This is a genomic window from Streptomyces sp. PsTaAH-124 (assembly GCF_000373685.1).
Taxonomy (GTDB): Bacteria; Actinomycetota; Actinomycetes; order Streptomycetales; family Streptomycetaceae; genus Streptomyces; species Streptomyces andamanensis.
Genome location: NZ_KB892208.1, coordinates 171,648 through 194,826, shown reverse-complemented (window position 1 = coordinate 194,826; position 23,179 = coordinate 171,648). Strand labels below are relative to the sequence as shown.

General features: G+C 70.7%; 26 protein-coding genes. 17 read left to right on the top strand and 9 right to left on the bottom strand.

What is annotated here, in order from left to right; genetic code table 11:
• Window positions 1–75 precede the first annotated feature (75 nt).
• The 4 genes from B086_RS0136425 to B086_RS0136415 all read left to right on the top strand — a co-directional run bounded on the left by B086_RS0136425 (window position 76) and on the right by B086_RS0136415 (window position 5,346).
• Window positions 76–1,446 carry a hypothetical protein gene (locus tag B086_RS0136425; RefSeq protein WP_018571376.1) on the top strand — a complete coding sequence of 457 codons (1,371 nt, stop codon included), beginning with the start codon at window positions 76–78 and terminating at the stop codon, window positions 1,444–1,446.
• A gap of 35 nt (window positions 1,447–1,481) precedes the next feature.
• Window positions 1,482–1,982: an NUDIX domain-containing protein gene (locus B086_RS0136420; RefSeq protein ID WP_037874528.1), complete on the top strand. Its 501-nt coding sequence runs from the start codon at window positions 1,482–1,484 to the stop codon at window positions 1,980–1,982.
• Between the two features lie 224 nt (window positions 1,983–2,206).
• Window positions 2,207–3,103, top strand: coding sequence for a hypothetical protein (locus tag B086_RS44865; protein ID WP_158690451.1), 897 nt, complete (start codon window positions 2,207–2,209; stop codon window positions 3,101–3,103).
• A complete protein-coding gene (locus B086_RS0136415; protein ID WP_018571374.1) occupies window positions 3,097–5,346 on the top strand; it encodes a UvrD-helicase domain-containing protein in 2,250 nt (749 codons plus the stop codon). Before B086_RS44865 ends, B086_RS0136415 begins: the two co-directional genes overlap by 7 nt.
• A gap of 495 nt (window positions 5,347–5,841) precedes the next feature.
• On the opposite strand, the gene B086_RS0136410 is transcribed toward B086_RS0136415, so the two are convergent.
• From B086_RS0136410 to B086_RS0136400, 3 genes are read right to left on the bottom strand one after another with little or no spacing between them, the layout of a single operon-like run.
• The gene (locus B086_RS0136410) at window positions 5,842–6,222 is read right to left on the bottom strand and encodes a hypothetical protein (protein WP_018571373.1); all 381 of its coding nucleotides are present in this window, start codon (window positions 6,220–6,222) and stop codon (window positions 5,842–5,844) included.
• Window positions 6,219–6,860, bottom strand: a complete 642-nt coding sequence (locus B086_RS0136405) for an Asp23/Gls24 family envelope stress response protein (protein WP_018571372.1) — start codon at window positions 6,858–6,860, stop codon at window positions 6,219–6,221. The genes B086_RS0136410 and B086_RS0136405 overlap by 4 nt, the downstream gene beginning before the upstream one ends.
• On the bottom strand, window positions 6,851–7,441 hold the full coding sequence (locus B086_RS0136400; RefSeq protein ID WP_018571371.1) for an RNA polymerase sigma factor: 591 nt from the start codon (window positions 7,439–7,441) through the stop codon (window positions 6,851–6,853). The genes B086_RS0136405 and B086_RS0136400 overlap by 10 nt, the downstream gene beginning before the upstream one ends.
• Window positions 7,442–7,601: 160 nt before the next feature.
• Between B086_RS0136400 and B086_RS0136395 the strand changes: the two genes are divergently transcribed.
• The 6 genes from B086_RS0136395 to B086_RS0136370 all read left to right on the top strand — a co-directional run bounded on the left by B086_RS0136395 (window position 7,602) and on the right by B086_RS0136370 (window position 10,981).
• Window positions 7,602–8,087 (top strand): Asp23/Gls24 family envelope stress response protein, encoded by a 486-nt coding sequence (locus B086_RS0136395; RefSeq protein ID WP_018571370.1) that lies wholly within the window; start codon window positions 7,602–7,604, stop codon window positions 8,085–8,087.
• A 98-nt stretch (window positions 8,088–8,185) separates the two neighbouring features.
• Window positions 8,186–8,341: a hypothetical protein gene (locus B086_RS44860; RefSeq protein ID WP_018571369.1), complete on the top strand. Its 156-nt coding sequence runs from the start codon at window positions 8,186–8,188 to the stop codon at window positions 8,339–8,341.
• Window positions 8,338–8,745: an Asp23/Gls24 family envelope stress response protein gene (locus B086_RS0136385; RefSeq protein WP_018571368.1), complete on the top strand. Its 408-nt coding sequence runs from the start codon at window positions 8,338–8,340 to the stop codon at window positions 8,743–8,745. Before B086_RS44860 ends, B086_RS0136385 begins: the two co-directional genes overlap by 4 nt.
• Window positions 8,746–8,845: 100 nt before the next feature.
• Entirely contained in the window at window positions 8,846–9,514 is a 669-nt protein-coding gene (locus tag B086_RS0136380; protein WP_051115980.1) for a DUF6286 domain-containing protein, read from the top strand.
• Window positions 9,515–9,561: 47 nt separating this feature from the next.
• Window positions 9,562–10,170, top strand: coding sequence for an alkaline shock response membrane anchor protein AmaP (locus B086_RS0136375; RefSeq protein WP_018571366.1), 609 nt, complete (start codon window positions 9,562–9,564; stop codon window positions 10,168–10,170).
• A 67-nt stretch (window positions 10,171–10,237) separates the two neighbouring features.
• On the top strand, window positions 10,238–10,981 hold the full coding sequence (locus B086_RS0136370) for a VOC family protein (protein ID WP_018571365.1): 744 nt from the start codon (window positions 10,238–10,240) through the stop codon (window positions 10,979–10,981).
• Window positions 10,982–10,990: 9 nt separating this feature from the next.
• Here the strand turns inward: B086_RS0136370 and B086_RS0136365 are convergent, their stop codons facing one another.
• Window positions 10,991–11,572: a dihydrofolate reductase family protein gene (locus tag B086_RS0136365; protein WP_018571364.1), complete on the bottom strand. Its 582-nt coding sequence runs from the start codon at window positions 11,570–11,572 to the stop codon at window positions 10,991–10,993.
• Between the two features lie 125 nt (window positions 11,573–11,697).
• Here B086_RS0136365 and B086_RS0136360 point away from each other — a divergent pair, with 125 nt between their 5' ends.
• The gene (locus tag B086_RS0136360; protein WP_018571363.1) at window positions 11,698–12,297 is read left to right on the top strand and encodes a TetR/AcrR family transcriptional regulator; all 600 of its coding nucleotides are present in this window, start codon (window positions 11,698–11,700) and stop codon (window positions 12,295–12,297) included.
• Here B086_RS0136360 and B086_RS0136355 read toward each other — a convergent pair.
• The 3 genes from B086_RS0136355 to B086_RS0136345 form a co-directional block, all read right to left on the bottom strand.
• Entirely contained in the window at window positions 12,294–12,980 is a 687-nt protein-coding gene (locus B086_RS0136355) for a GNAT family N-acetyltransferase (protein WP_018571362.1), read from the bottom strand. The genes B086_RS0136360 and B086_RS0136355 overlap by 4 nt on opposite strands.
• 186 nt (window positions 12,981–13,166) lie before the next feature.
• Window positions 13,167–14,342 carry a family 2 encapsulin nanocompartment cargo protein polyprenyl transferase gene (locus B086_RS0136350; RefSeq protein ID WP_018571361.1) on the bottom strand — a complete coding sequence of 392 codons (1,176 nt, stop codon included), beginning with the start codon at window positions 14,340–14,342 and terminating at the stop codon, window positions 13,167–13,169.
• Window positions 14,343–14,493: 151 nt separating this feature from the next.
• Window positions 14,494–15,900 (bottom strand): family 2B encapsulin nanocompartment shell protein, encoded by a 1,407-nt coding sequence (locus B086_RS0136345; protein WP_018571360.1) that lies wholly within the window; start codon window positions 15,898–15,900, stop codon window positions 14,494–14,496.
• Between the two features lie 223 nt (window positions 15,901–16,123).
• Here B086_RS0136345 and B086_RS0136340 point away from each other — a divergent pair, with 223 nt between their 5' ends.
• Entirely contained in the window at window positions 16,124–17,062 is a 939-nt protein-coding gene (locus B086_RS0136340) for a 1-aminocyclopropane-1-carboxylate deaminase/D-cysteine desulfhydrase (protein WP_018571359.1), read from the top strand.
• A 63-nt stretch (window positions 17,063–17,125) separates the two neighbouring features.
• On the opposite strand, the gene B086_RS0136335 is transcribed toward B086_RS0136340, so the two are convergent.
• On the bottom strand, window positions 17,126–18,721 hold the full coding sequence (locus B086_RS0136335) for a Na+/H+ antiporter (protein ID WP_018571358.1): 1,596 nt from the start codon (window positions 18,719–18,721) through the stop codon (window positions 17,126–17,128).
• Window positions 18,722–18,799: 78 nt separating this feature from the next.
• On the opposite strand from B086_RS0136335, the gene B086_RS0136330 reads away from it, so the two are divergent.
• From B086_RS0136330 to B086_RS0136320, 3 genes are all read left to right on the top strand, one after another.
• Complete coding sequence (locus tag B086_RS0136330) at window positions 18,800–19,060, top strand: UBP-type zinc finger domain-containing protein (RefSeq protein WP_018571357.1); 261 nt, start codon at window positions 18,800–18,802, stop codon at window positions 19,058–19,060.
• A gap of 248 nt (window positions 19,061–19,308) precedes the next feature.
• Window positions 19,309–19,725, top strand: a complete 417-nt coding sequence (locus B086_RS0136325) for an anti-sigma regulatory factor (RefSeq protein WP_009190566.1) — start codon at window positions 19,309–19,311, stop codon at window positions 19,723–19,725.
• A gap of 17 nt (window positions 19,726–19,742) precedes the next feature.
• Window positions 19,743–20,927 (top strand): RNA polymerase sigma factor SigF, encoded by a 1,185-nt coding sequence (locus B086_RS0136320; RefSeq protein ID WP_018571356.1) that lies wholly within the window; start codon window positions 19,743–19,745, stop codon window positions 20,925–20,927.
• A gap of 36 nt (window positions 20,928–20,963) precedes the next feature.
• Here the strand turns inward: B086_RS0136320 and B086_RS0136315 are convergent, their stop codons facing one another.
• Window positions 20,964–21,422, bottom strand: coding sequence for a hypothetical protein (locus B086_RS0136315; RefSeq protein WP_018571355.1), 459 nt, complete (start codon window positions 21,420–21,422; stop codon window positions 20,964–20,966).
• Window positions 21,423–21,538: 116 nt separating this feature from the next.
• Here B086_RS0136315 and B086_RS0136310 point away from each other — a divergent pair, with 116 nt between their 5' ends.
• Together B086_RS0136310 and B086_RS0136305 are read left to right on the top strand one after the other, a co-directional pair.
• Complete coding sequence (locus tag B086_RS0136310; protein ID WP_026253147.1) at window positions 21,539–22,507, top strand: diacylglycerol/lipid kinase family protein; 969 nt, start codon at window positions 21,539–21,541, stop codon at window positions 22,505–22,507.
• 320 nt (window positions 22,508–22,827) lie between these two features.
• On the top strand, window positions 22,828–23,085 hold the full coding sequence (locus tag B086_RS0136305) for a WhiB family transcriptional regulator (RefSeq protein WP_016639615.1): 258 nt from the start codon (window positions 22,828–22,830) through the stop codon (window positions 23,083–23,085).
• Window positions 23,086–23,179 lie beyond the last annotated feature (94 nt).

Genomic DNA, 23,179 nt, shown 5'->3' with positions numbered 1-23,179 from the left:
TAGTGAACCCTCCGTCACGCACAGTGGGTACGGTGAGAGGCAGTTGAAGCGGTATACGCGGTTTACAGCTCCTGAGTGGAGGCGATCGTGGCAGCAGCGCCGAGGGGTCCCAACTCCCTTCTGCGTGACGTCATCGAGGCGATCGGCTGCACCTACGAGGCGCTGGCGAAGGACATCCGGCGCATCGCAGCCGAGAACGGCGAGATCCTCCAGACCAACAAGTCGGCCGTCTCCCACTGGGTGAACGGCACGCGCCAGCCGACCGGACGGACCGGCCAGTACCTCGCTGAGGCGCTGTCCCGACGAGCAGGCCGCACCATCACCTTGGCCGAAATCGGCCTCCGCGCACCGGAAGCATCGGTGGCTGATGAGCCCGATCCGGTTCTGGCCGCCACCGATCTGGGCCGTGCCGACGTCGAGCGCCGCCGTTTCCTTGCCGTGGCGGCCTTCACTACGGCCGGCGTGGCTATGCCGCTCTTCTACGATCACGAGGCCAGCGCTCGCATGTTGCGGGCCCGCACGGGCAGCGCGCTGGTCGGAATGGAGGACGTGGAGGTCGTACGGCAGATCACCGCAGCCTTCAGTGCGGCTGACGAACGCCTCGGCGGCGGCCATGGCCTGACCACGGTCACCGCCTACCTCGCCGACACCGCCGCTCCCATGCTCCGCGGTCGATTCCCGAACGAAGCCCTACGACAAGCGGCCTTCGGCGCGGTCGCTGAACTCGCCTACCTCGCTGGGTGGAAGCACCACGACCTCGGCCAGGAAGGCGCCGCCCAGCGCTACTACCAGGTCGGCTACCAACTCGCCTGCGAAGCAGACCCGTGCGGTCACGCCGCCTGGATGATGCGCGCCCTCGCCCATCAGTCCCTCAGCCTCAAACAGCCCCACCACTGCGTCGACCTGGTCGAAGGGGCGCTCACCCGCGGCCTGGGCCACGTCGACGGCCAGACCGAAGCGCTGCTGCACATCACCCACGCCCGCGCCTACGCCGCGGTCGGCGCGAAGCCCGCAGCGGCTCGTGCCCTGCTCGCCGCCGAAGACGCCCTCCTGCGCGACGACGGCCCCCAGCCCAGCTACTCCCGCGTCAGCGGCCCGGCAGCCGGCACCGTCGCCAGCCACACCGCCCGCACCCTGACCGACCTCGCCGACCACGTCGGCACCGAGCAACAACACCGCGACGCCCTGGTGCGCTGGGACCCCGAGAAGTACAAGCGCGTCCACGCCCTTACCCACGCCGACCTCGGCGACAGCCTCGCCGCCCAGGCCCGCGCCGACGAGGCCGTAGCCGCCTGGTCCCAGGCCCTGCCCCTGATGGAGGGCATGACCTCCGACCGCACCCGCAAGGCCATTACCTCGCTCCGCTCCACCCTCTCCGTCTACCAGCGCCGCAAAGTGCCCGGAGCCGCCGAACTCGCCCGCCGCGCACGCGAAGCACTGGCCTAAGCTGCCACCAACCGGCCGACGAAGGGACACCAGCCGTGGCTCAGCGGACAACCGACGACCAGCCCAAAGCCCTGCCGCCCGCCCTCGAATCCATGACCCTGCTGGTCGCCGCCGTCATCGTCCACGACAAGGCCACCAACCGCGTCGTCCTCCTCCAGCGCAGCCAGAACGCCAAGTTCGCCCAGGGCATGTGGGACCTCCCCGTCGGCAAAAGCGAACCCGGCGAACCCATCACGGAGACGGCAGTGCGGGAGTTGTACGAAGAGACCGGCCTGACCGTGAAGCCGGATTCCCTCAAGGTCGCCCACATCATCCACGGCGCCTGGGGCGTGGAGGCCCCCAACGGCTTCCTCACCGTCGTCTTCACGGCCCACGAATGGACCGGCGAACCCGAAAACCGCGAACCACGCAAGCACGCGCAGGTCCGCTGGGTCGACGCCGACGCCATCCCCGTGGAGTTCGTGGACACCACCTCGAGCGCTCTCCACCGATACCTCGAGGGAGGCCCGGGGGTCTCCCTCGACGGCTGGCAATAAAGGCGTCAACTGCGGCCCGACCAGTCGCCAGAGCATCCGCTGCTTTTGCTCGGCAACCGAGTACGGCCGCATGACGACCGCACCAACCAGTAGCCGGGACAGTCCACCTGGCCGGCTGAACCGCACTGCCCACCAGAGACGTGGAGCCCAACAGCCAGAGACTGTCGTGTAGTTGAGTTGCCAATCTGCCGCAAACGATCAAGGCTAAGATGTAGCATTCAGGAGTGACCGACGCCACATCAGGGCCATTCTGCGAGTACGGGACCGGGTTGAGCGAGCAGCCCCTCCAGCAGGGCGATGTTCTGGAATTCCTACAGAAGGAGGAATTCCCGACTGGATGGCGCGACACGATCGCCATCGTCGTAACTGGAAACTGTGACTTGTCCTTTGGGAAGCACTGGGGAACAGTCACCTACGTGCCGGCAATCCCCTTCGACATATATGTCCAGCAGTTCATTCTTCCAAAGATTATCGCCACGGAATCCGCAAAGCCCGAGAAGACACTACACGAGCTGTTCGACCAGGAAGTGGCCTCAGAGTCCGTAGAGCGCGCCTTGGAAATGCTGCAACTCGGATATCCAATGGAGGAAATCGCAACCCTACTACCCTCCGGCAGTAAGGAGCGTCCGCGTTTCGATACTGAACTGAAGACCCTTGGCCTTTACTGGGCCACACAGATCGCTCTGAAGCAGTGTTCGGACTCCGAGCAGTTTTGGCACCATATCGAAACACTCACTACCGATCTCGACAGGCTACGTAAACCGAGGACTGCGAGCATTGAAACCCTCCGCAAGGAGATAAGAAACAGGCTCAAGAGCTTTCCCGGCGATTCTCTCTATTTATCCGAGCCTGGCCCTGGGTATGGAGGAGGGTATGTCGTGATGCTGCGCCTGATTCGCAGTATCGAAGACTCTTCGGTTGCATTGCGGCCGACCGACGAGTACCACTCACCGGGACAGCATCGAGCACGGCGGATCGCTCGTCTAAAGACTCTCTACTGCCACCGCGTCGTCCAACAGATGGCCCAGGTTTTCACCGACATCGGTCTACCCACCGACTACGAAGAATCCCGGGACTCTCACCTTAAGAAATACGTGGAAAGCTGGGGAAAGCAATGTTGATCGTTTTTACGCGGAGCAGTCTTCCTGAATACATCGAATATGGCCGCGCCGAGGGATTCCAGTCAGGTAACGACCCGGGAACTCTGGGCAACAACCTCTTCATGTCGGATGCGAGGGGGTGTCGGTTCTTCGTTCACCGGGAAGACGACCAGGACAGTCGGCTGATCTTGGTGAACGACTGGTGCTGGGAATTGATCATCCAGAACTCTACAGAGGTCGCGACTCGCCTCTTGGAACGTATTGATCGAGCCTCCCGTGCCATGGCGCACCCACCGGTCTCCCTTCCGCATCAGTGGAGCAAGTTCTCTCACGAAAATTTGCTAGCCTTCTTTGCTCTGCCTCGCCCTATCAACCAGGAGGCGTTGCGATGGGTTGCGGAGTCACTCGAAGGAGGTCATGCGGCATTCTGGTGGTTTACCGATCGGAACGACCCCAAGCCCCTCCAGAGCTTCACCATCGACCACGCGCCCGTTAGTGATGCGACGCTCGGCTACCATCACGTGCTGGAGGAAGCAGCCGAGGCATTTGCTAATCTCAGGACGAGGCCCCAGCAACTTCAGCCGTCCATTGACCTGATGCGCGTAGGTGCCGGATCTGTTGCTCGGGAACGCTCGTACTCGGAATGGCTTCCGCACCTCACGGATGCCCAGCAGGCCATCCTCGAAAATGCGTTAACCGATCCGCTGAAAATCCGCGGTGTCGCTGGATCCGGCAAGACCCTCACGCTTGAGCTCAAAGCCCTACATGAACTCTACAAGGCATCCGAAATGGAGAGCGGCGGGCAAGGCACTGCACCGAGCAGTGCGATTCTGCCGCGCATCCTGTTCCTCACGCACAGCTGGTCGATGGCGGAACAAGTCGAGGAGGCATTTCGCCGGCTCGACGAGCGCGGACTCTCCTCCAAGATTGATGTCATGCCGCTCATCTACCTGAAAGAGTGGCTACAAGGCCCCCTGTCATCAGAGGTTGAGGTCCTCGGCGAAGACAGTTTGGACGGCAAGCAGCAACAAATGCGCCTGATCAGCGAGGCCATCGAGCACATCAAAGCCAGTACCTGGGCGAGCTATAAGGCGAACGTCAGCGAGTGGGTCCGGCAGGGTGTCGATTCGGACCGGGACGATACCGATCGACTCCGTCTGTGTTGGGCTTTGTTGCGTGAGTTCGCCGAGATCTTCGACTCGCGCGAGATCAAGACATTGCCCAATGCGCTGCAGAAATACATAGATCTCCCCCGCGAGGGATGGATGGTGCCCCTCGAAACGAAGGCAGATCGGGAACTCTCCTTCCGCGTGTACAAGTACTACGTCCGGCAACTGGTGGAGGAGGGCTTGGTCACTACCGACCAGGTAGTAGACGACTTGAGGAGGGACCTCGAGAAGTACGAATGGAACGCCATCCGGGCTGGCCGCGGATACGACATCATATTCGTCGATGAATTCCACCTCTTCAGCGATCCCGAACGCTATCTGCTGCATTTACTGACTCGTGAGGCAGAGAAGCCGCCGCGGCTGGTCATGGCAATGGACCCAAGCCAATCGGTATTCCTATTGCTTACCGGCCTCGCCGAGACGGAAATCAGCCGCACAACCAGTGGCATGATTCAGCGCGGGCAGACAAAGTCGATTGACTTGAAGACAACGCACCGCTTCACCGAACCCGTGTTCAATTTTCTCCGCTACCTGCACACACAGATGCCAAACGTGGTAGAGCTCGGGCACGACTGGGTGTACGACTCAATCCCCGACTCTGGCAAGGCGGGCCGGGATGTGCCCCGAGCGCGATTCGTCGACCGTCCGCAGTTGGCCGAGACCGGCGTAGCTGAAGCCTTTGCCTTGCAGAGTGCAGGCACACAGGAACAGAGGGTGGCCCTCATCGGTGTAGGCAACAGCGAACTAGAGGCAATCAGGAAGGTACTCAAGGAGAAGGGGCACGCCTCGTCCTCGTACGTCCTGATCGACGGACGAGACGAGATCGAACAGCTGCGCTACTCGCGGCGCGCACTGATCGTGACAGCAGCGGAGTACGCCGCTGGTCTCCAGTTCTCGCATGTCGTGGTGGTCGGGGGCACAAGCGGGAACCAAGAGTACGGTCACGGCACCAGCGCATTGCGGGCGTTGTACTCCCAGTTCTATTTGGCAGCGAGCCGTGCCGAGGAACATCTAACCGTTGTCGCTCCGCAGGAACAGGGAGGCTTCGGCGAAGTGTTGGGCAAGGCTGTCGAAGCCAACGTAGCTATCACCTGATCTGTTACGGCCTGAGCCGGGGCTCAGGCCGTAACAGAAAGGTCAGTCCGGACCAAGAGCAGGGTTCTCACTGGGAAGTGCGAGCTGCGGACGCTGCACGTGATCCGCCCGAAAGGCGGCCAGAACAAAGGGCCCCGCAGTCCGCACCCAGTCCGCAAGACACCCACTCAAGACCGTCGCCCCCCATCGCCACCAATCACCAAAAGGCCAGGTCAGCGCCCCACAGGAAACATCCCCGCAGGTCACCGACCTGGCCTATTACTAGGAGACCAAGAAGGCCTGAGCTTCGCTTGAGCCTTCCGACCTGCGGTTTCGCTGAACGCAGAGTCTCCTGCCCGCACCCGGACCGCAGGCCGCCGACAACGGCGGCCGTGCCGGTCCGGGTGCGGTCTTTTCCGCCCGGCGCCTGCCCCGATCCCTTCCCCGGACTCCGCGGCTCCGGCCCCGGCCTTCATGGCTCCGACCGCGGCTCCGGGCGCGGACGCGCCGCCGTGCTCACGCCGCCTCGGGCCGCCCGGCGACACGGGTCACGACGACCTCGACGGTGACCGGCTCCACGGCGCCGAGCGCGGTGAGGTGCGCGGCGGCGGCGGCCGCCACCCGGTCGTGGACGTCCCGGGCGACGTCCAGCGCCCGCCGTCCCCCGGACAGGACGCAGCGCACCTCGATGTGCCACCCCGTACCGTCCGGCGTCCGGTCGGCCCGGACGGCCGCCTCGGGCGGTACCCGTCGCGCGGTGGCGTCCGGGCGGGCGGGCGCGGCGGCTGCCGCGAGACGGCGGGTGAGCCGGGGGTCCAGGGCCGCCACGCCGGGCACCGCGAGGGCCGCCCCGGACGCGACGCCGGGCAGCGCCGTGGCCGCGGGGACGGCGGTCATCGCGTGCCGCCGTCGGTCAAGGGGCCGGAACCCGGGGGCTGTTCCGGTTCCAGGACGCCGGTCACGGTGATGTCGACGGCCGTCACGGCGAGGCCCAGGTCGTGCCGGGCCGAGTGAAGGACGGACCGGCGCACCTGGTGGACCCGGTCGGGCAGCGGGCGGTCGAGCGCGGCCGCCAGGGTCAGGGTGACGCGGACGTCCGCACCCTCCCCCTCGGGCCGGAGCCGGCAGGCCGCCGCCCTGGCGCCGGGCACCGTGTCCGCGGCCCGGCGCAGCACCTTCGCCGCGGCGCTCTCGGCGATCCGCAGGTCCCGTTCCGGGTCGGCCAGGGGCAGCAGCCGTCCGAGCCGCACCTCCGCCCTGACGACGTCCATGACGCGCTCGGTGAGCGCCCGGAGGGCGGAGGTGTCCTCGGCGGCGCACAGCGCCCGGGTGGCCTCGGTCAGCGCCGCCAGCCCCTCGACGGCCTCGCGGCAGTACGGACAGGAGGCGGTGTGCGGGTCCGCGCCCGCGTCGCGCGCCCGCTCCCACACCTCGCTGAGCAGGCGGCCGCAGGGCAGCACCTCGTCGCCCTCGAACGGGGACCCGTCGGCTCCGGGCGGTCCGGAAGGCCGTGCGTGCGGAGCGTCTAGCGCCATGGGCCCATCGCCTCCTGAAGGGAACGGCGGGCCCGGAACAGCCGTCCGCGCGCCGTCTGTTCGCTGGTCCGCGTCACGTGGGCGATCTCCTTGTAGGACAGGCCCTGCACCTCCCGGAGGATCCAGCACAGCCGCTGCCCGGCATCCAGTTCGGCGAGCGCGCGGGACAGGGCGGCGGTGGCCGCGTCCTGCTCGGCGGACCGGGCGGGCTGGCTCCAGGCGTCGCCCGCCGCGGGCTCGACGACGGCGTCCAGGGACAGGGACGGCGGTCTGCGCCGCCGCATGGTGAGGCAGCGGTTGACGGTGATCCGGTACATCCAGGTACGGAACTCCGCGCCGTGCCGGTACTCCGGCAGCCGCCGCCAGGCGCTGACGAAGGCGTCCTGGACGGCGTCCTCGGCATCCTGGGGGTTGCCGAGCATGCAGCGGGCCAGGGCGAGCAGGGACGAGCCGTGCCGCCGGACGAGGGCGGCGAAGGAGTCGTCGTCCCCCTCTGCCGCCCGGACGGCCAGCAGCCCGTCCGGCAGGTCACCTCCCCACAGGCCGCCTTCCGGCGGTGGGGACACAGAGCGTTCGATCATGGCGTTCCCGTACGAAGACTCGGACCACCGCCGCGTACCCGGAGAACGGCCTGTGATGCACATCACACCCCTCTGCGCGTGAGAGATGACCCGCCCGATATGTCCAACCTTGCGAGGGGCACCAACACCGGTGTCCGACCGACCGATCGAGGCGACCGCCATGACGGACAACATCACCAGCGTCGGCGGGGGCAGCCGGCCCGAGGCGGGTGTGAGCGCGCTCAAGGGCCGCACCGGGGCCGGGGCACCGGCCGAGACACGGGGGAAGACCACCATCGCGGACGGCGTGGTGGCGAAGATCGCGGGCATGGCCACCCGCGAGTCGCCGGGCATCCACAGCCTGGGCGCGGGGATGGCCCGTGCCCTCGGCGCCGTACGGGAGCGGGTACCCGGCGGAGGCGGAGGCGGCATCACGCGAGGAGTGAAGGTCGAGGTCGGCGAGCGCCAGGCCGCGGTGGACCTCGATGTCGTCGTCGAGTACGGCGTCTCCATCGTCGACGTCGCCGGCGGCGCCCGCGCCAATGTCATCAGCGCCGTGGAACGGATGACCGGACTGGAGGTCGTCGAGGTGAACATCACCGTCGACGACGTCCACCTCCCCGACGAGGAGGACGAGGACCAGCCGGACGAGGGCCGCGTGCGGTGAGCCGCCGCCACGCCCCGGAGGCGTGAGCGGGGATGAGCGGGTGACCGGGGACAGCCACCTACGTTCGTGAGACGGGTGAGTGCATGATGAACGCGGCAATGACAGGCCTCGTGGCGGGCATGGCGCTGGGCTTCGCCGGGTACTTCGGCGGCTTCTGGGCGTTTCTGCTGGTACTGGTCCTGGGCGCGGTGGGGCTGGTCGTCGGCCTCGCCGTGCAGGGCGACCTCGACGTCCGGACCCGGAGGCCGCGGTGAGGATCCGGCCCGGTCCGCCCCGCGAGGGGCCGGGCGCACCGGCTCCGCCCGCGGGCCTGCCGCCACCGGCCGAGCGGGGCGCCACCGTCATCCCGGACAGGGTGGTCGAGCGCATCGCCGCGCAGGCCGCGCGGACGGCCCAGGCCGGACGTGCCGCCGTACCGCCGGAGCGGGGCGGGGCGACGGCGCCCAGCGCCTCCGCCGCCGTCCGTACCGGATCGGTACGCCTGCATCTGGCCCTCGACCTGCCCTATCCCACCGACCTCCCCCGAGTCTGCGAGCGGATCCGGCAGGACGTCGCCGAGCAGGTGGCCACGCTGACCGGCCTGCGGGTGGGCGAGGTGACCCTCACCGTCCGGCGGCTGGTGACGGCCGCGGGAGCGGGCCGGGGGCGGGTCCGGTGAACGGCCGGGCGACGGCCCCGCGCACCGGGCGTGCCGTGCGGCACACCGGGCATGACCTGCGGCGCGCCGGGCGTGCCGGGCGGGAAGGGGTGGTGATCCGATGACATCCGAACCCGGCCTTCCGGGCCGCTCCGCTCCGTCGGCGAAGGAGTCCGCAGTGGAGGAGTCCGCGGCGAAGAAGGCCCCTCCGCCCGGTCGTGAGCCCGGGGACGGTGGCAGCGGGCGCCGGACCCGGCGGCCGTGGTCCGCGCGCCGCGTCCCGGCGGCCGTGGTCGCCCTGGTGCTGCTCGTGGCGGCGGTCGTGGCGCTGGTCGACGTGGTCGCCGTACGGGCGGGGCGTCCGGCGGCGGCCTGGCGGCGGCACCTGACCGACGAACTGGCCACCCGCCCGGTGGACGACGTGTGGATGCTCACGGGAGCCGCCGTGGCCGCCGCCCTCGGGGTCTGGCTGATCCTCCTGGCCCTCACCCCCGGCCTGCGCCACTGGCTGCCCCTGCGTTCGCCCGCCGACTGCCCCTGGCTGCGGGCCTCCCTGGACCGCGACGGGGCCGCCGGCCTGCTGCGGGACGCCGCGCTGCGGGTGCCCGGGGTCGGCGCGGCGCGCGTCCGGGTCCGCCGCCACCGCGTCAGAGCCCGCGCGGACGTCCGCTTCCGCGATTCCCGGCAGGTGAAGGACGACCTCACCGCGGTCCTCGACGAGGAATGCGGCCGCCTGGCCCTCGCCCGCCCGCCCCGCCTCGTCGTACGCGTACGACGGCGCGCCCACTGACCGGAACCCGCACCCACCGGAGACCCGCAGCACCGGGAGCCCGAACCATGACGCCGAGATCCGTACTCAACCGCAGTCTGCTGGCCCTCGCCGGACTGGTCCTGCTCGGCGGCGGGCTGCTGGTCCTCTTCGCCGGGCTCGACGTCTACCGGCCGCACGATCTGGTCCCGCCCGGCGGCTGGCCCCTGACGGCCCCCGGTGACGTACTGCTCGGCTCCGCCGACCGGAAGCGCTGGAGCAGCCAGGGCTGGTGGTGGTGGCCCGCGGTCATCGCCGCCCTCGCGCTCGCCTTCCTGCTCGCCCTGTGGTGGCTGCTCACCCAGCTGAGCCGCCGCCGCCCCGGCACCCTGCCCGTCGGCGGCACACCCCCGCAGGAGGGCGTCGAACTGCGCGACAGCGCACTCGCCGACGCGGTCGCCGCCGAGACCGGCGCCCTGCCGGGGGTCGACGGGGCGACCGTACGCATCACCGGCCGGGCCGCCCGCCACCGCACGCGCATCGGGCTCACCCTCACCCCGGAGGGCTCGCCCGGCGCCGCGCTGGGTGCCCTCTGCGAAGGACCGCTCCGTACCGCGCACCGGTCCACGGGCGCCCCGCCGACACCCACCGAGGTCCGCATGCGCGTCGTCCGCCACCGGCCGCACCGCGTGGACTGAACGCTCCGGTGGGCCGGCCCCGGGCACCGGCCCGTGGTGGAACCGGGGTACTCGTACCATCGGCCCCATGGAGATCCGCTGGACGTACGCCTTCGTCGACCGGCCCATGGAGAGTTTCGGGCGGGCCCTGGAGTTCTGGGCCGCCGTCACGGACAGCCGTGTGTCGCAGGTGCGGGGCGAGAACGGAGAGTTCGCCACGCTGGTGCCGGGGAGCGGGGACGCCTGCGGGAAGGTGCAGGCGGCCGGTTCCGGGGACGGTGGCGCGCATCTGGATCTGGCGGTCGACGATGTGCCGGGGCTGGCGGCGGCGGCCGTACGGCTCGGGGGCGCGGTGGCCGCCGAGCACGAGGGATGGGCCGTACTGCGGTCACCGGCGGGGCTGTTGTTCTGCGCGGTGCCCTGGGCCGGGGAGTCGGTGCGTCCGCCCGTCGTGCACGGCAGCCGGCTGGACCAGGTGTGCCTGGATGTGCCGCCGTCCGCCTTCGGCGCGGAGATCGCCTTCTGGAGCGGGCTGCTGACGGGCTGGACATCGCGGCCCGGCGCGCTGCCCGAGTTCCATGCGCTCGTGCCGCCGGCCGGTCTGCCGGTGCGGATCCTGCTCCAGCGCCTGGACGAGGAACGGGCGGCCGCCGCCCATCCGGACCTGGCCTGCGCGGACATCGCCGCCACCCGCGCCCGGCACGAGGATCTGGGCGCGACCCGGGTGGCCGACCACCCGCACTGGACGGTCATGCGCGACCCGGCCGGCGGCCTGTACTGCCTGACCGGCCGGGACCCGGAGACGGGCGGCCTGCCCCGGGCGGCGTCGTAGGGCGGGCCCTCACGTCCTCCGGTACGTCCGTACCAGCACTCCGCTGGCGAAGACGCGCACCTCGTCGAGGGTGAACGGGGCGACGGAGAAGTCCGACGCGAACATCGGCAGACCCGACCCGAGGACGACCGGGTAGGTCTTGACGACGATCTCGTCGATCTCGTCGGCCAGTTCCCCGGCGAGCCGCGAGCCGCCGCAGAGATAGATGCCGAACTCGCTCTCCTCCGCCTTCAGTTCGCGCACCCGTTGCACCAGGCCGGTGGAGATGATCTCCACGTCCGGGTCGGGCGACCGCCCCAGGGTGCGCGAGGCGACGTACTGGCGCAGATGGGCGTACGGGCTGGTGACGCCCTCCTTGAGGGCGAGGTCGTAGCTGACCCGGCCCTGGATCAGCGTGTCGAAGCGCTTGTTCTCCAGGTGGTCGATGCCGAGCGCGCGGCGGCCCTGGGTGGCCGCGGTCTCCGGGTACTCCTCCGCCAGGAAGCCGAGGAACTCCTGGTCGAGGTAGGCGAAGAACATCTGCGCGTCGCCGTCCGGGGCTCCGATGAAGCCGTCGATCGAGCAGGCGATGAAGTAGGTGAGCTTTCGCAATCCGGACTCTTTCCGTAGGCTGCGCGGCGTACCACTGTGCTTGTAGTGCTTCAGTTGTAGTACTTCATGCGTAGTGGTTGCAAGGGGATACGGCATGATCAGGCAAGTGAGAGAAGGGGTTCCGTATGGCCGGGAATCCGGAGCGGCGGGCGGCGCTGGTCGACGCGGGGGTCGAGGTGCTCGCACGCGAAGGCGCCCGCGGGCTGACGTTCCGCGCGGTCGACGCCGAAGCGGGGGTGCCGGTGGGCACCGCGTCCAACTACTTCACCGGCCGCGACGACCTGCTGCGCCAGATCGACACCCGGCTGCACATCCGTCTGGCGCCCGACCCGGAGGTGGTCGCCGGTCTGATGAACCGCCCCAGGGACCGCGCCCTGGTCACCGCGTTCATGCACGACCTGCTGCACCGCGCGACCCGGGACCGCAGCGGCTACCTGGGGCTGCTGGAGATGCGCCTCGAAGCCACCCGGCGCCCGGCACTGCGCGCCTCCTACACCCGGTCGGTCCGCGGTGATCTGGAGCAGGCCCTGGAGTTCCACCGGGCGGCCGCGCTGCCCGGCGGCGACGAGGCCGTGACCGTGCTCTACCTCGCCATGCTCGGCCTGCTCCTCGAACACCTGACCCTGCCGGGCGTCCTGGACGGCGTGCTGCCCGGAGTGAGCGTGCCTGACGGCCTGGTGGACCGTGTCGTCGCGGCTCTCGTACCGGAGACCGAAGAGGCTTAGCGCTCTTCGGCGGTCCGGTCGCCGGTGCCGGGTTCGCGCCACATCGGCCACATCCGCGGGCCGTCCGGCAGGTCGACCGTGGTACCGGTGTACGCGAAACCCAGGCGTTCGTAGAGCCTGGTGCTGCGCGGACTGCTGGCCTCCAGATAGGCGGGCAGGCCCTCGCGGTCGCAGCGGTCCAGGACGTGCCGGACGAGCGCGCCGCCCAGGCCCGCGCCCTGCCGGTCCGGGGCGACGGCGATCATCCAGAGGTACTCGTGGGCCCGGCCCACAGGGTGCGTCGCGTCCAGGAGCCGGACGATCTCCTCCACCCTCGGGTTCGCCGGGTCGACCGTCTCGCGCATCCACACCGCCGGGTCGGCCGGTTCCCCGCCGCGACCGCCAGGACCGTCAAGACCGCCGGGATCCGCGGGAGCGGCGGGATCGGCGGACCCGTGAGCGTCGTCGGACGCAGGCATCGACAGCCACAGCGCGCAGGCCGCGCCGTCCTCGGTCAGGTCGATACGGCCGTCGGCGAGCACCACGTCCGTGAAGGCGCCCATCAGCCGGTGGTGGGTCCGGCGGCGGTACTCCGCGTCCGGGAAGACCCAGCTGCTCACGGGGTCGTCCCGGAAGGACTCGTCCAGCAGCCGCACGACCAGTTCCCGGTCGTCTTCCCCGGCCGCCCGGATCGCCACGCCCATCGTCCGCCCCTCACCTCGACAAGCAGTGTCGGTACGGGCGTTGAGCGTACCGGGCGGCAGCCGGGGGTGCGGGGCGGGCCCCGCACACCGTGGGGCAGTGCGGGACCCGCCGAACCGGAGCCCCGGCAGCCGTACGGGGTCAGGAACCGTACGGCTGCCCGGGGCTCCGGAACCTGAGCGCGCGCCTCAGCTGGTACGACGGGTCACGAACTCGGCCAGCGCCAGCAGACCTCCCGCGTCGGCGGGATCCGGGACGGCACGGGAGAGTTCCTGGACGGCCTGGGCCATCCGGTCGGCCGCCTGGGACTGGGCCCAGTCCCGGCCGCCGGCCCGCTCCACCGCCAGCGCGGCGCGCTCCTCCTCTCCTTCCTGGTGGGGCCGGGCGTACAACTCGGCCAGCTCGCGGGCGGCCGGGGTGCCGGAGGTGAGCGCGGCGACCACGGGCAGCGACTTCTTGCGGGCGGCGAGGTCGGCACCGGCCGGTTTGCCCGTGCGGCCGGGGTCACCCCATATGCCGATCACGTCGTCGATGAGCTGGAACGCCAGCCCCGCCTGTCTGCCGAACGCGTCCAGCGCCTCCACCTCCTCCTCGGCCGCTCCCGCGTACAGCGCTCCGGCGGCGCAGGCGCAGCCGATCAGCGCTCCCGTCTTGGCCTCGGCCATGGCGAGCACCTCGGGCAGCGTCACCTCGCCGGGCGGGCGCTGCTCCAGTGCACTGTCCGCCTGCTGGCCCGCGCACAGTTCGACGACACAGGACGCGAGCCGGGCGGCGACCGCCCGGGACGCCGGATGCGGGTCCTCGGCGAGCATCCCCAGGGCCAGTGCCTGGAGGGCGTCCCCGGCGAGGATGGCATCGGTGTCGCCGAACACCGTCCAGGCCGTGGGCCGGTGGCGGCGGGTGGTGTCCCGGTCCATCACGTCGTCGTGCAGCAGTGTGAAGTTGTGGACCAGTTCCACCGCCGCCGCGGCTCGCGCGGCGCTCGCGCGTGCCCGCGGGCCGCCGAGTGCCTCGGCCGCGGTGAGGACCAGTGCCGGGCGGATCGCCTTGCCCGCGTGCCCGGCGGCCGGTGTGCCGTCCGCGTGCTCCCAGCCGAAGTGGTAGCCGGCGATGCGGCACATCGAGGCGGGCAACGAAGCGACCGCCGCACGCAGTTCGGGATCGAACGACGTCCGCGCCCGCTCCAGGATCACCGCCGCGTCCTGCCCGTCGGGCGCGCCCTCGGGGCCCTCGCCCTCGCCCTCGTCGGCACCGGCGGGCCGCGGCAGCGCCTCCACGGAGGCCGCCCCCGTCTGCCGTGCCGTCGCCCCGCCATGGCGGGCACCCGGCGGGCGCGGTGTCGTCCCCGTCATGAACTCGGCCATCCGCTCCCCCTCGGTGAGTCCGCGAACCGTGGCGTCGACGAGTCCGCGAACCGTGGCGCCTGCGCGTCCGGCGCCGGGCGTCCGCCCGGGTACCGGCCGGGGTGTACTACCCGGGCCCGCGGGCGCGGACACCGCGAGCCGGTGAAGCGGCTCAGTACCAACGGCCGACCTCGACGTTCTCCAGGACACCCACCGCGTCCGGTACCAGCACGGCTGCCGAGTAGTAGGCCGTCACCAGGTACTTGACGATGGCCTGTTCGTTGATGCCCATGAACCGCACGGACAGGCTCGGCTCGATCTCGTCCGGGATGCCCTTGGCGCGCAGCCCGATGACGCCCTGGTCCTCCTCGCCGGTACGCAGCGCGATGATCGAGCTGGTCCGGGCCTCGGTGACCGGGATCTTGTTGCACGGGAAGACCGGCACCCCGCGCCAGGTGGGGATGCGGTTGCCGCCCATGTCGATCGTCTCGGGGACCAGTCCCCGCCGGTTCAGCTCGCGGCCGAACGCGGCGATCGCGCGCGGGTGGGCGAGGAACAGCTTGGTGCCGCGGCGCCTGCTGAGCAGCTCGTCCATGTCGTCGGGGCTGGGCGCGCCGTCGTGCGGCTGGATCCGCTGGTCGTACTCGCAGTTGTGGAGCAGACCGAAGTCCCGGTTGTTGACCAGCTCGTGCTCCTGGCGCTCCTTCAGCGCCTCGACGGTGAGCCGGAGCTGCTGCTCCGTCTGGTTCATCGGCTGGTTGTAGAGGTCGGCCACGCGGGTGTGGATGCGCAGCACGGTCTGGGCGATGCTCAGCTCGTACTCGCGGGGGCTGGCCTCGTAGTCGACGAAGGTGTGCGGGATGTCCGGCTCGCCGCTGTGCCCGACGGCGAGGTCGACCTCCTTCTCGCCGTACTTGTTGGTGCGCTGGCCCGGGATCGAGCGCAGTTGCCGCAGGTGGGCGCGGAGCGAGTCGGCGCGCTCGGCGACCTGCTCGAAGTCGTGCCGGGACAGGACGAGGACGGTGCACGTGGTGTCGGCGCGGACCGTGTAGTCCCAGATGGCGTCCGGGTCCAGCAGTGCCTGCTCGCCGAAGTAGGCGCCGTCGGCGAGCACGCCGAGGACCTGGTCGTCGCCGTACGGGCCGGTGCCGACCTTCTCGGCCCTGCCGTGCGCGAGCAGATAGACGTCCTCGGACTGGTTGCCGAAGGAGGCGATCACCTGGCCGGCGGCGATCTCCCGCTGCCGGCAGCGCTGGGCCAGCTCGGAGAGTACGTCGGTGTCCTCGTACCCCCGCAGGGCGGGCAGTTCGCCGAGTTCGGCGGGGATCACCTCGACGCGGTCGCCCGTCTGCACGAAGGTGATCCGTCCGTCGCCGACGGCGTACGTGAGCCGCCGGTTCACCCGGTACGTGCCGCCCTGCACATCCACCCACGGCAGCATGCGCAGGAGCCAGCGCGAGCTGATCTCCTGCATCTGGGGTACGGACTTGGTGGTGGTGGCCAGGTTCCGCGCGGCCGCGGTGCCGAGGCTCTGCTGCGGCCGGTCCTGCTCCGTGCGGACCTCATCGCCTACCGACATAGAGAATTGCCCTCCCGGTCATGCCCGGTGCGATCGGCGCCGGGCATCGATTTGCAGGCCCCAGCCTTCCATCACGTAACGTGGCCGTGCTATTACACGAAAGAGCGGGAATGGATCACCCCCGGGCCGGGCACACATGGGGATCCCGTCCGGCGCGCGGGCCGGAATTCCGTACGGCACGGGCATTTCCCGCGCTCCGGCGGACACCGGGGACAATGGTCCGGTGCCTAGCTCCGCCGTCCCTGACCCCACCGGCCCCGCCACTCCCACCGGCCCCGCCGCCCTCTCCCCCGTGCTCCCGTCCCCCGTACAGGAGCTGAGCGACGAGCGGTTCGGCCGGCGCGGACTGCGCCTGCTGCTGAAGCGCGACGATCTGATCCACCCGGAGCTGACCGGCAACAAGTGGCGCAAGCTCGCGCCGAACCTGCGCGCGGCGGCGGGCCGGACGATCGTGACCTTCGGCGGTGCCTGGTCCAACCATCTGCGGGCGACCGCGGCGGCCGGACGGCTGCTGGGGGTGCCCACGGTGGGCGTGGTGCGCGGTCAGGAGCTGGCGGACCGGCCGCTCAACGACTCCCTGGCCCGGTGCGCCGCCGACGGCATGCGGCTGCACTTCGTCGAGCGGTCCGCGTACCGGCGCAAGGCGGAACCCGCGACGCTCGCCGCCGTACTCCGCGCGGTCGGTGCCGAGGACGCCCATGTGGTGCCCGAGGGCGGCAGCAACACCCTGGCGGTGCGCGGCTGCACCGCCCTGGGCGCGGAGCTGGCGGGCCGGGCCGGTGTCGTGGGTGTGGCCTGCGGCACCGGGGGCACCCTGGCCGGACTGGCCGCCGGGCTGCCCGACGGCTGCCGGGCACTGGGGATACCGGTCCTCAAGGGCGGCTTCCTGGCCGCCGAGGTGCTCGGCCTCCAGGAGAGGGCCTTCGGCGGCCGCCGCGGCGCCTGGTCCCTCGACGACCGCTTCCACTTCGGCGGCTACGCCCGCACCACCCCCGAACTCCACGCCTTCGCCGACGACTTCACCCACCGGCACGGCCTTCCCGTCGAGCGCCTGTACGTCGCCAAGCTGCTCTACGCCCTGGTCACCCTGGCCGAGGAGGGCGCCTTCGCGCGCGGGACGACGATCGCCGCCGTGGTGACAGGACGGCCGTTCCCGCCATAGCGGAGCGGCCGGTCGGACCGGGACAGCGCCCCGGGGCACCGCCCCGGGGAACGCTTCCCGCCGCTACGCGGCTTCCCGGTAGGCGGCGGCCTCCTCCAGGTCCAGCCTGCGCAGCAGGGTGCGCAGCATCTCGTCGTCGATGTAGCGGCCGTCGCGCAGGTGCACGAAGACGGCGCGCTCGGCGCCGATCATGTCCCGGGAGAGCCTGCGGTAGGTGTCGTCGACCGATTCACCGGTGACCGGGTTGGTCTGGCCGAGGCGCTCCCACACGGCGTTGCGGCGGCGTTCCAGGACCGAGCGGAGCCGGTCGGCGAGGGGCGGCGGCAGGGTGTTGCGCTCGTCGGCGAGCAGTTCCTCCAGGCGTTCCTCGGCGACCCGGGACGCCTGGGCCTGGGCGTTCGCCTCGGCGAGGGTGGCGGCCTGCGGGTCGGGGCCGGGGAACTTCAGCAGGTGGATGAGCGGCGGCAGGGTCAGGCCCTGCACCACCAGGGTGCCGATGACCGTCGTGAAGGTCAGGAAGAGCAGCAGGTTGCGCTGCGGGAAGGGCTCGCCGCCGTGCACCGTGAGGGGGATGGAGAAGGCGATGGCCAGGGACACCACGCCCCGCATCCCGGCCCAGGAGGTGATCACCGCCCCCTTCCAGGTGGGGTTCTCCTCCCGCTCGCGCACCCGCCGGGACAGCAGTCGCGGCAGGAACGTCGCCGGGAACACCCATACGAACCGGGCGGCCACCACCACCAGGAACACGGCGATCGCGTACCAGGCGGCCTCGGCCCCGGAGTACTTCTCCAGGCCGCGCAGGACGACGGGCAGTTGCAGTCCGATGAGGGCGAACACCGCCGACTCCAGGACGAAGGCGACCATCTTCCACACGGCCTCCTCCTGGAGGCGGGTCGCGAAGTCGACCTCCCAGGCGCGGTGGCCGAGGTAGAGGGCGACGGTGACCACCGCGAGGACACCGGAGGCGTGCACCTGTTCGGCGACGCCGTAGGCGACGAACGGGATCAGCAGGGAGAGGGTGTTCTGGAGCAGTGCCTCCTTCAGGTGGGTGCGCAGCCAGTGCAGCGGCGCCATCAGCACCAGTCCGATGCCGACCCCGCCGACCGCCGCCACGAGGAACTCCTCCGTCCCGCCCGACCAGGTCGCGCCCTCGCCGACGGCCGCGGCGAGGGCCACCTTGTAGGCGGTGATCGCGGTGGCGTCGTTGAGCAGGGACTCGCCCTGGAGGATGGTGGTGATCCGGGAGGGCAGTCCGACGCGGCGGGCCACCGCCGTCGCCGCGACCGCGTCCGGCGGGGCCACCACGGCACCCAGCACCAGCGCGGCCGTCAGCGGCAGCCCCGGCACGATCCGGTAGGCGGCCCAGCCGACCACGAAGGTCGCGAAGAGCACGTAGCCGACCGAGAGCAGGGCCACCGGTCTCAGCTGCGCCCGCAGGTCCAGGTAGGAGCTGTCCGCGGCGGACGTGTACAGCAGCGGGGGCAGCAGCAGCGGCAGGACCACCTCCGGGTCGAGCGTGTAGTCCGGCACGCCGGGCACGTAGGAGATCGCGAGTCCTGCGGCGACCAGCAGCAGCGGAGCCGGCACGGGGGTGCGCCGGGCGGCCCCGGCCACCGCGGCGCTGCCCGCCACCAGCAGAAGCAGCGGCATCACGTCCATCGTCCTCGCCCGCCCATCGTGTCGTCCCGCCCGGCTCTTCCGCGCGGTCCTCCGCGCGGAAGTCGTAATCTGGCAATCATGAAACAGTGCACGCACGCCGACGCGCTGCCGTATCCGGAGCCCGAGCCCCGAAGCGAGACGTGCCCCGAGTGCCTGCGGGACGGCACACACCCGGTGCAGTTGCGGCTCTGCCTGACCTGTGGCCACGTGGGATGCTGCGACTCGTCGCCGGGCCAGCACGCCACGACGCACCACAAGGACACCGGGCACCCGGTGATGCGGACCTTCGAACCCGGGGAGGACTGGCGCTGGTGCTTCGTGGACCACGTCCTGGTGTGACCGGGTTTCCCGACGGTTCGACCGTCTGACGTGTGGGTACGTCAACCCGGCGCGCGTTGTTCCTATTTGGATGCGCCCAACCCCTAGCCACGGAGCGTATCCGTATGTTTACTATGAGTGACAGGAAGGGGTCGGGGTCCCGGAACACGAGCGCCGTGAGCGCGGTAGCGTCACCGCTGGACCATGAATCGTGTGCCCCGGGGGGCGACCCTCGGCCCTAGAGAGCTTGTACCACCTTGGAGGTGAGGGTGTCCCAGATCGCAGGCGAGCCCGCGGCGAACCAGGACTTCGTGGAAGTCCGGCTGCCGGCTGCGGGTGCCTACCTGTCGGTGCTGCGGACGGCCACGGCCGGCCTGGCGGCCCGTTTGGACTTCACCCTCGACGAGATCGAGGACCTGCGCATCGCGGTGGACGAGGCCTGCGCGATCCTGCTCCAGCAGGCCGTGCCCGGCTCGGTGCTCAGCTGCGTCTTCCGGCTGGTCGACGACTCGCTGGAGGTCACCGTCTCGGCCCCGACCACGGACGGTCACGCCCCCTCGCGGGACACCTTCGCCTGGACCGTCCTGTCGGCCCTGGCGGGCAAGGTCTCCTCCGCCGTGGACGAGGACAAGACCGTTTCGATCAGCCTCTACAAACAGCGCGGCGCGGGACCCGGGCCGGCGTGAGGAACGGGGACGGGCCGGTGCGGGACGAAGAACGCGGCACACGGGGGCTGCCGACCGAGGGCGGGACCCCGCCTCGCGCCGACGCGGCCGGAAAGCGCAACAGGAGCGTCCAGGGCGCCCAGGGCGCTCCGGCGGAGCCCGCACGGCCGGCGGGCGGCATCGACGGCATCCCCGAGCAGGCCAGGCCGCACCCGGAGGACGGCACCGCGGAGACGGGGGCCCTGGACGCCGAGCCGCGGGAGCGGGACGGCGCCGCGCGGAGCGACGCCTCCGCGCGCGGGGACTCCTCCGCCCCGTCCGCCCGGTCCGCCCGGTCGCAGCGGCCGAGGGCGGGAGAGGAGGCACGGGCTCGGGGAAGGGCGACGGGCGGGACGATGAGCGAGCACGAGCGGGACTCCGAGGACACCGCGCAGGGCGCTCCGCGCGTGCGCGGGGCGCAGCACGACCCGCACGACCGCAGCGGCGCACGCGCGATGTTCATCGAGCTGCGCGCGCTGCCGGACGGCAGCCCGCAGTACGCGGAGCTGCGCAACCAGCTGGTCCGGATGCACCTGCCCCTCGTCGAGCACCTCGCGCGCCGCTTCCGCAACCGCGGCGAGCCGCTGGACGACCTCACCCAGGTCGCCACGATCGGGCTGATCAAGTCGGTCGACCGCTTCGACCCGGACCGCGGCGTGGAGTTCTCCACGTACGCGACCCCGACGGTCGTCGGCGAGATCAAGCGGCACTTCCGGGACAAGGGCTGGGCGGTGCGCGTGCCGCGCCGGCTCCAGGAGCTGCGGCTCTCGCTCACCACGGCGACGGCCGAGCTGTCCCAGCTGCACGGCCGCTCTCCCACAGTGCACGAACTGGCCGAGAAGCTGGCCATCTCCGAGGAGGAGGTCCTGGAGGGCCTGGAGTCGGCCAACGCCTACTCCACGCTGTCCCTGGACGTCCCCGACACCGACGACGAGTCCCCGGCGGTCGCCGACACACTCGGCGCCGAGGACGAGGCGCTGGAGGGCGTGGAGTACCGCGAGTCGCTGAAGCCGCTGCTGGAGGATCTGCCGCCGCGCGAGAAGCGCATCCTGCTGCTGCGCTTCTTCGGCAACATGACCCAGTCGCAGATCGCGCAGGAGGTCGGCATCTCGCAGATGCACGTCTCGCGGCTGCTGGCCCGCACGCTGGCCCAGCTCCGGGAGAAGCTGCTGGTGGAGGAGTGACCGGAGCTCGCCGGTGCGGCCCGCCGGGGCGCGCGGTTACCGCTGGCCGCTCTCCTGGGCACGGCCCGGTCCCCTGATGCCGAGGGCCCGGGTCGTCGCCGGGTGGACCAGCAGGACCAGGGAGGCCACGGCCACGGCGGCGAGGGCGACGCCCGCCGGGACGGCCACGCTGTCGGCCTGGAGCAGGCTGTAGGCGACGGGCAGCGCCATGATCTGAGTGATGAGCGCGGGCCCCCGGCTCCAGCTGCGCCGCAGCAGCAGCCCCCGGGCCGCCAGCAGCGGCAGCAGCGCGAGCGCCAGGACGGTGATCCCGCCCGTGACGGCCTGCTGCCGGTCGTGCCCGCCCGTGAGACCGAGGACCAGCATCCAGACGCCGCCGACGAGCAGGGCCAGGCCCTCCAGCGCGCACAGCGCCGCCGCGGCGGTCAGCCGTCGCGGGCGCGGGCCGGAGGGTGCGTCCGTGGTGCCGGTGGAGGGGTTCTGCTCGCTGCTCACCCCAGAAGGGTAGCCCTCGCCGCGCACCGGACCGTGTCCAGGCTCACGCCCTCCCCTCTTACCCGATCCCTACCTCGGCCTGGGCCGAGTACTCCTCAGTAGGTACGCTGCTGACCATGCGTGCACTTCTCGTGGTCAATCCGGCGGCTACCACCACAAGCGCACGTACGCGCGACGTCCTGATCCACGCGCTCGCCAGCGAGATGAAACTGGACGCGGTGACCACCGAGTACCGCGGCCACGCCCGCGACCTGGGCCGGCAGGCCGCCGACAGCGAGGACATCGACCTGGTCGTCGCCCTCGGCGGCGACGGCACCGTCAACGAGGTCGTGAACGGACTGCTGCACCGGGGCCCCGACCCCGAGCGCCTGCCCCGCCTCGCGGTGGTGCCCGGCGGGTCCACCAATGTCTTCGCCCGCGCCCTGGGACTGCCCAACGACGCCGTCGAGGCGACCGGCGCGATCCTGGACGCCCTGCGCGAGGGCAGCGAACGCACGGTCGGCCTGGGACTGGCGTCCGGGACGCCGGGCACCGACGACGCGGCGGTCCCCGAGCGCTGGTTCACCTTCAACGCCGGACTGGGCTTCGACGCGGGCGTGGTCGGCCGCGTCGAACAGCAGCGCGAGCGCGGCAAGAAGTCCACGCACGCGCTGTACGTACGGCAGGTGCTGCGCCAGTTCTTCGGCGAGCCGAACCGGCGGCACGGTGCGATCACCCTGGAGCGGCCCGGCGAGGACCCGGTCGCCGATCTGGTGGTGGCGATAGTGTCGAACACCTCGCCGTGGACCTACCTGGGCAATCGCCCGATGTACACCTCGCCCCGGGCGTCCTTCGACACCGGCCTCGACGTGCTCGGACTCAGCCGACTGTCCACGGCCGCGGTCGCCCGGTACGGCACCCAGTTGCTCACTTCGTCCCCCGAGCGCGGACCGCAGGGCAGGCACGCCCTGTCACTGCACGACCTGAGCAGCTTCACCTTGCATTCGAAGGCGCCGCTCCCCCTCCAGATGGACGGTGACCATCTGGGGCTGCGTACGAGCGTGACGTTCACAGGCGTACGCCGTGCACTGCGTGTGATTGTGTGAGTGGAAGGGCCCAAAGTCCTTTCACTCGAACGTTTAGGCCAGGATCCACCCCATGGAAGTACGGCTGTGACCTAGTCGACACCGAGGAATCCAAAAAAAGTTTCCGGAAGGGGTTGTATCCGCCGCCGAGGTTTGCGAATCTCTACATGGCGATCGGGACGGCCCAACACACCGGGCCCCGGAGATCGCCGGAACCCCTCTTCAATCCACAGGACCACGCCAGGGAAACCTGACGATCGGCCCTTCACTTGTTGAGGGATTCGTGAAAGCGTTCACATTCACAAGCAACTTGCACGTAATACCAAGGAGAGGTAGCAGCCATGGACTGGCGTCACAACGCCGTTTGCCGCGAGGAAGACCCCGAGCTCTTCTTCCCCATCGGCAACACCGGTCCTGCGCTGCTGCAGATCGAGGAAGCCAAGGCCGTCTGCCGTCGCTGCCCGGTTATGGAGCAGTGCCTGCAGTGGGCGCTCGAGTCCGGCCAGGACTCCGGCGTCTGGGGTGGTCTCAGCGAGGACGAGCGCCGCGCGATGAAGCGCCGCGCCGCTCGCAACCGGGCCCGTCAGGCCTCCGCCTGACCACAGCCACCCCGCTGACAGCCTGAGCTTGGCGGCGCGTACAGCGCGTACGCATCCCCCGCACCCGAGCCGCAGCGCGCAGTACCACCGATGC

Excerpts from the sequence above, each read along its gene's own strand:
- B086_RS0136400 (WP_018571371.1), bottom strand. The coding sequence starts at position 7,441 with ATGATCGAACGCTCTGTGTCCCCACCGCCGGAAGGCGGCCTGTGGGGA.
- B086_RS0136350 (WP_018571361.1), bottom strand. The coding sequence starts at position 14,342 with ATGGCCGAGTTCATGACGGGGACGACACCGCGCCCGCCGGGTGCCCGC.
- B086_RS0136305 (WP_016639615.1), top strand. The coding sequence starts at position 22,828 with ATGGACTGGCGTCACAACGCCGTTTGCCGCGAGGAAGACCCCGAGCTC.
- B086_RS0136310 (WP_026253147.1), top strand. The coding sequence starts at position 21,539 with ATGCGTGCACTTCTCGTGGTCAATCCGGCGGCTACCACCACAAGCGCA.
- B086_RS0136335 (WP_018571358.1), bottom strand. The coding sequence starts at position 18,721 with ATGGACGTGATGCCGCTGCTTCTGCTGGTGGCGGGCAGCGCCGCGGTG.
- B086_RS0136380 (WP_051115980.1), top strand. The coding sequence starts at position 8,846 with ATGACATCCGAACCCGGCCTTCCGGGCCGCTCCGCTCCGTCGGCGAAG.
- B086_RS44860 (WP_018571369.1), top strand. The coding sequence starts at position 8,186 with ATGACAGGCCTCGTGGCGGGCATGGCGCTGGGCTTCGCCGGGTACTTC.
- B086_RS0136345 (WP_018571360.1), bottom strand. The coding sequence starts at position 15,900 with ATGTCGGTAGGCGATGAGGTCCGCACGGAGCAGGACCGGCCGCAGCAG.
- B086_RS0136355 (WP_018571362.1), bottom strand. The coding sequence starts at position 12,980 with ATGGGCGTGGCGATCCGGGCGGCCGGGGAAGACGACCGGGAACTGGTC.
- B086_RS0136410 (WP_018571373.1), bottom strand. The coding sequence starts at position 6,222 with ATGACCGCCGTCCCCGCGGCCACGGCGCTGCCCGGCGTCGCGTCCGGG.
- B086_RS0136330 (WP_018571357.1), top strand. The coding sequence starts at position 18,800 with ATGAAACAGTGCACGCACGCCGACGCGCTGCCGTATCCGGAGCCCGAG.
- B086_RS0136360 (WP_018571363.1), top strand. The coding sequence starts at position 11,698 with ATGGCCGGGAATCCGGAGCGGCGGGCGGCGCTGGTCGACGCGGGGGTC.
- B086_RS0136405 (WP_018571372.1), bottom strand. The coding sequence starts at position 6,860 with ATGGCGCTAGACGCTCCGCACGCACGGCCTTCCGGACCGCCCGGAGCC.
- B086_RS0136370 (WP_018571365.1), top strand. The coding sequence starts at position 10,238 with ATGGAGATCCGCTGGACGTACGCCTTCGTCGACCGGCCCATGGAGAGT.
- B086_RS0136375 (WP_018571366.1), top strand. The coding sequence starts at position 9,562 with ATGACGCCGAGATCCGTACTCAACCGCAGTCTGCTGGCCCTCGCCGGA.
- B086_RS0136395 (WP_018571370.1), top strand. The coding sequence starts at position 7,602 with ATGACGGACAACATCACCAGCGTCGGCGGGGGCAGCCGGCCCGAGGCG.
- B086_RS0136415 (WP_018571374.1), top strand. The coding sequence starts at position 3,097 with ATGTTGATCGTTTTTACGCGGAGCAGTCTTCCTGAATACATCGAATAT.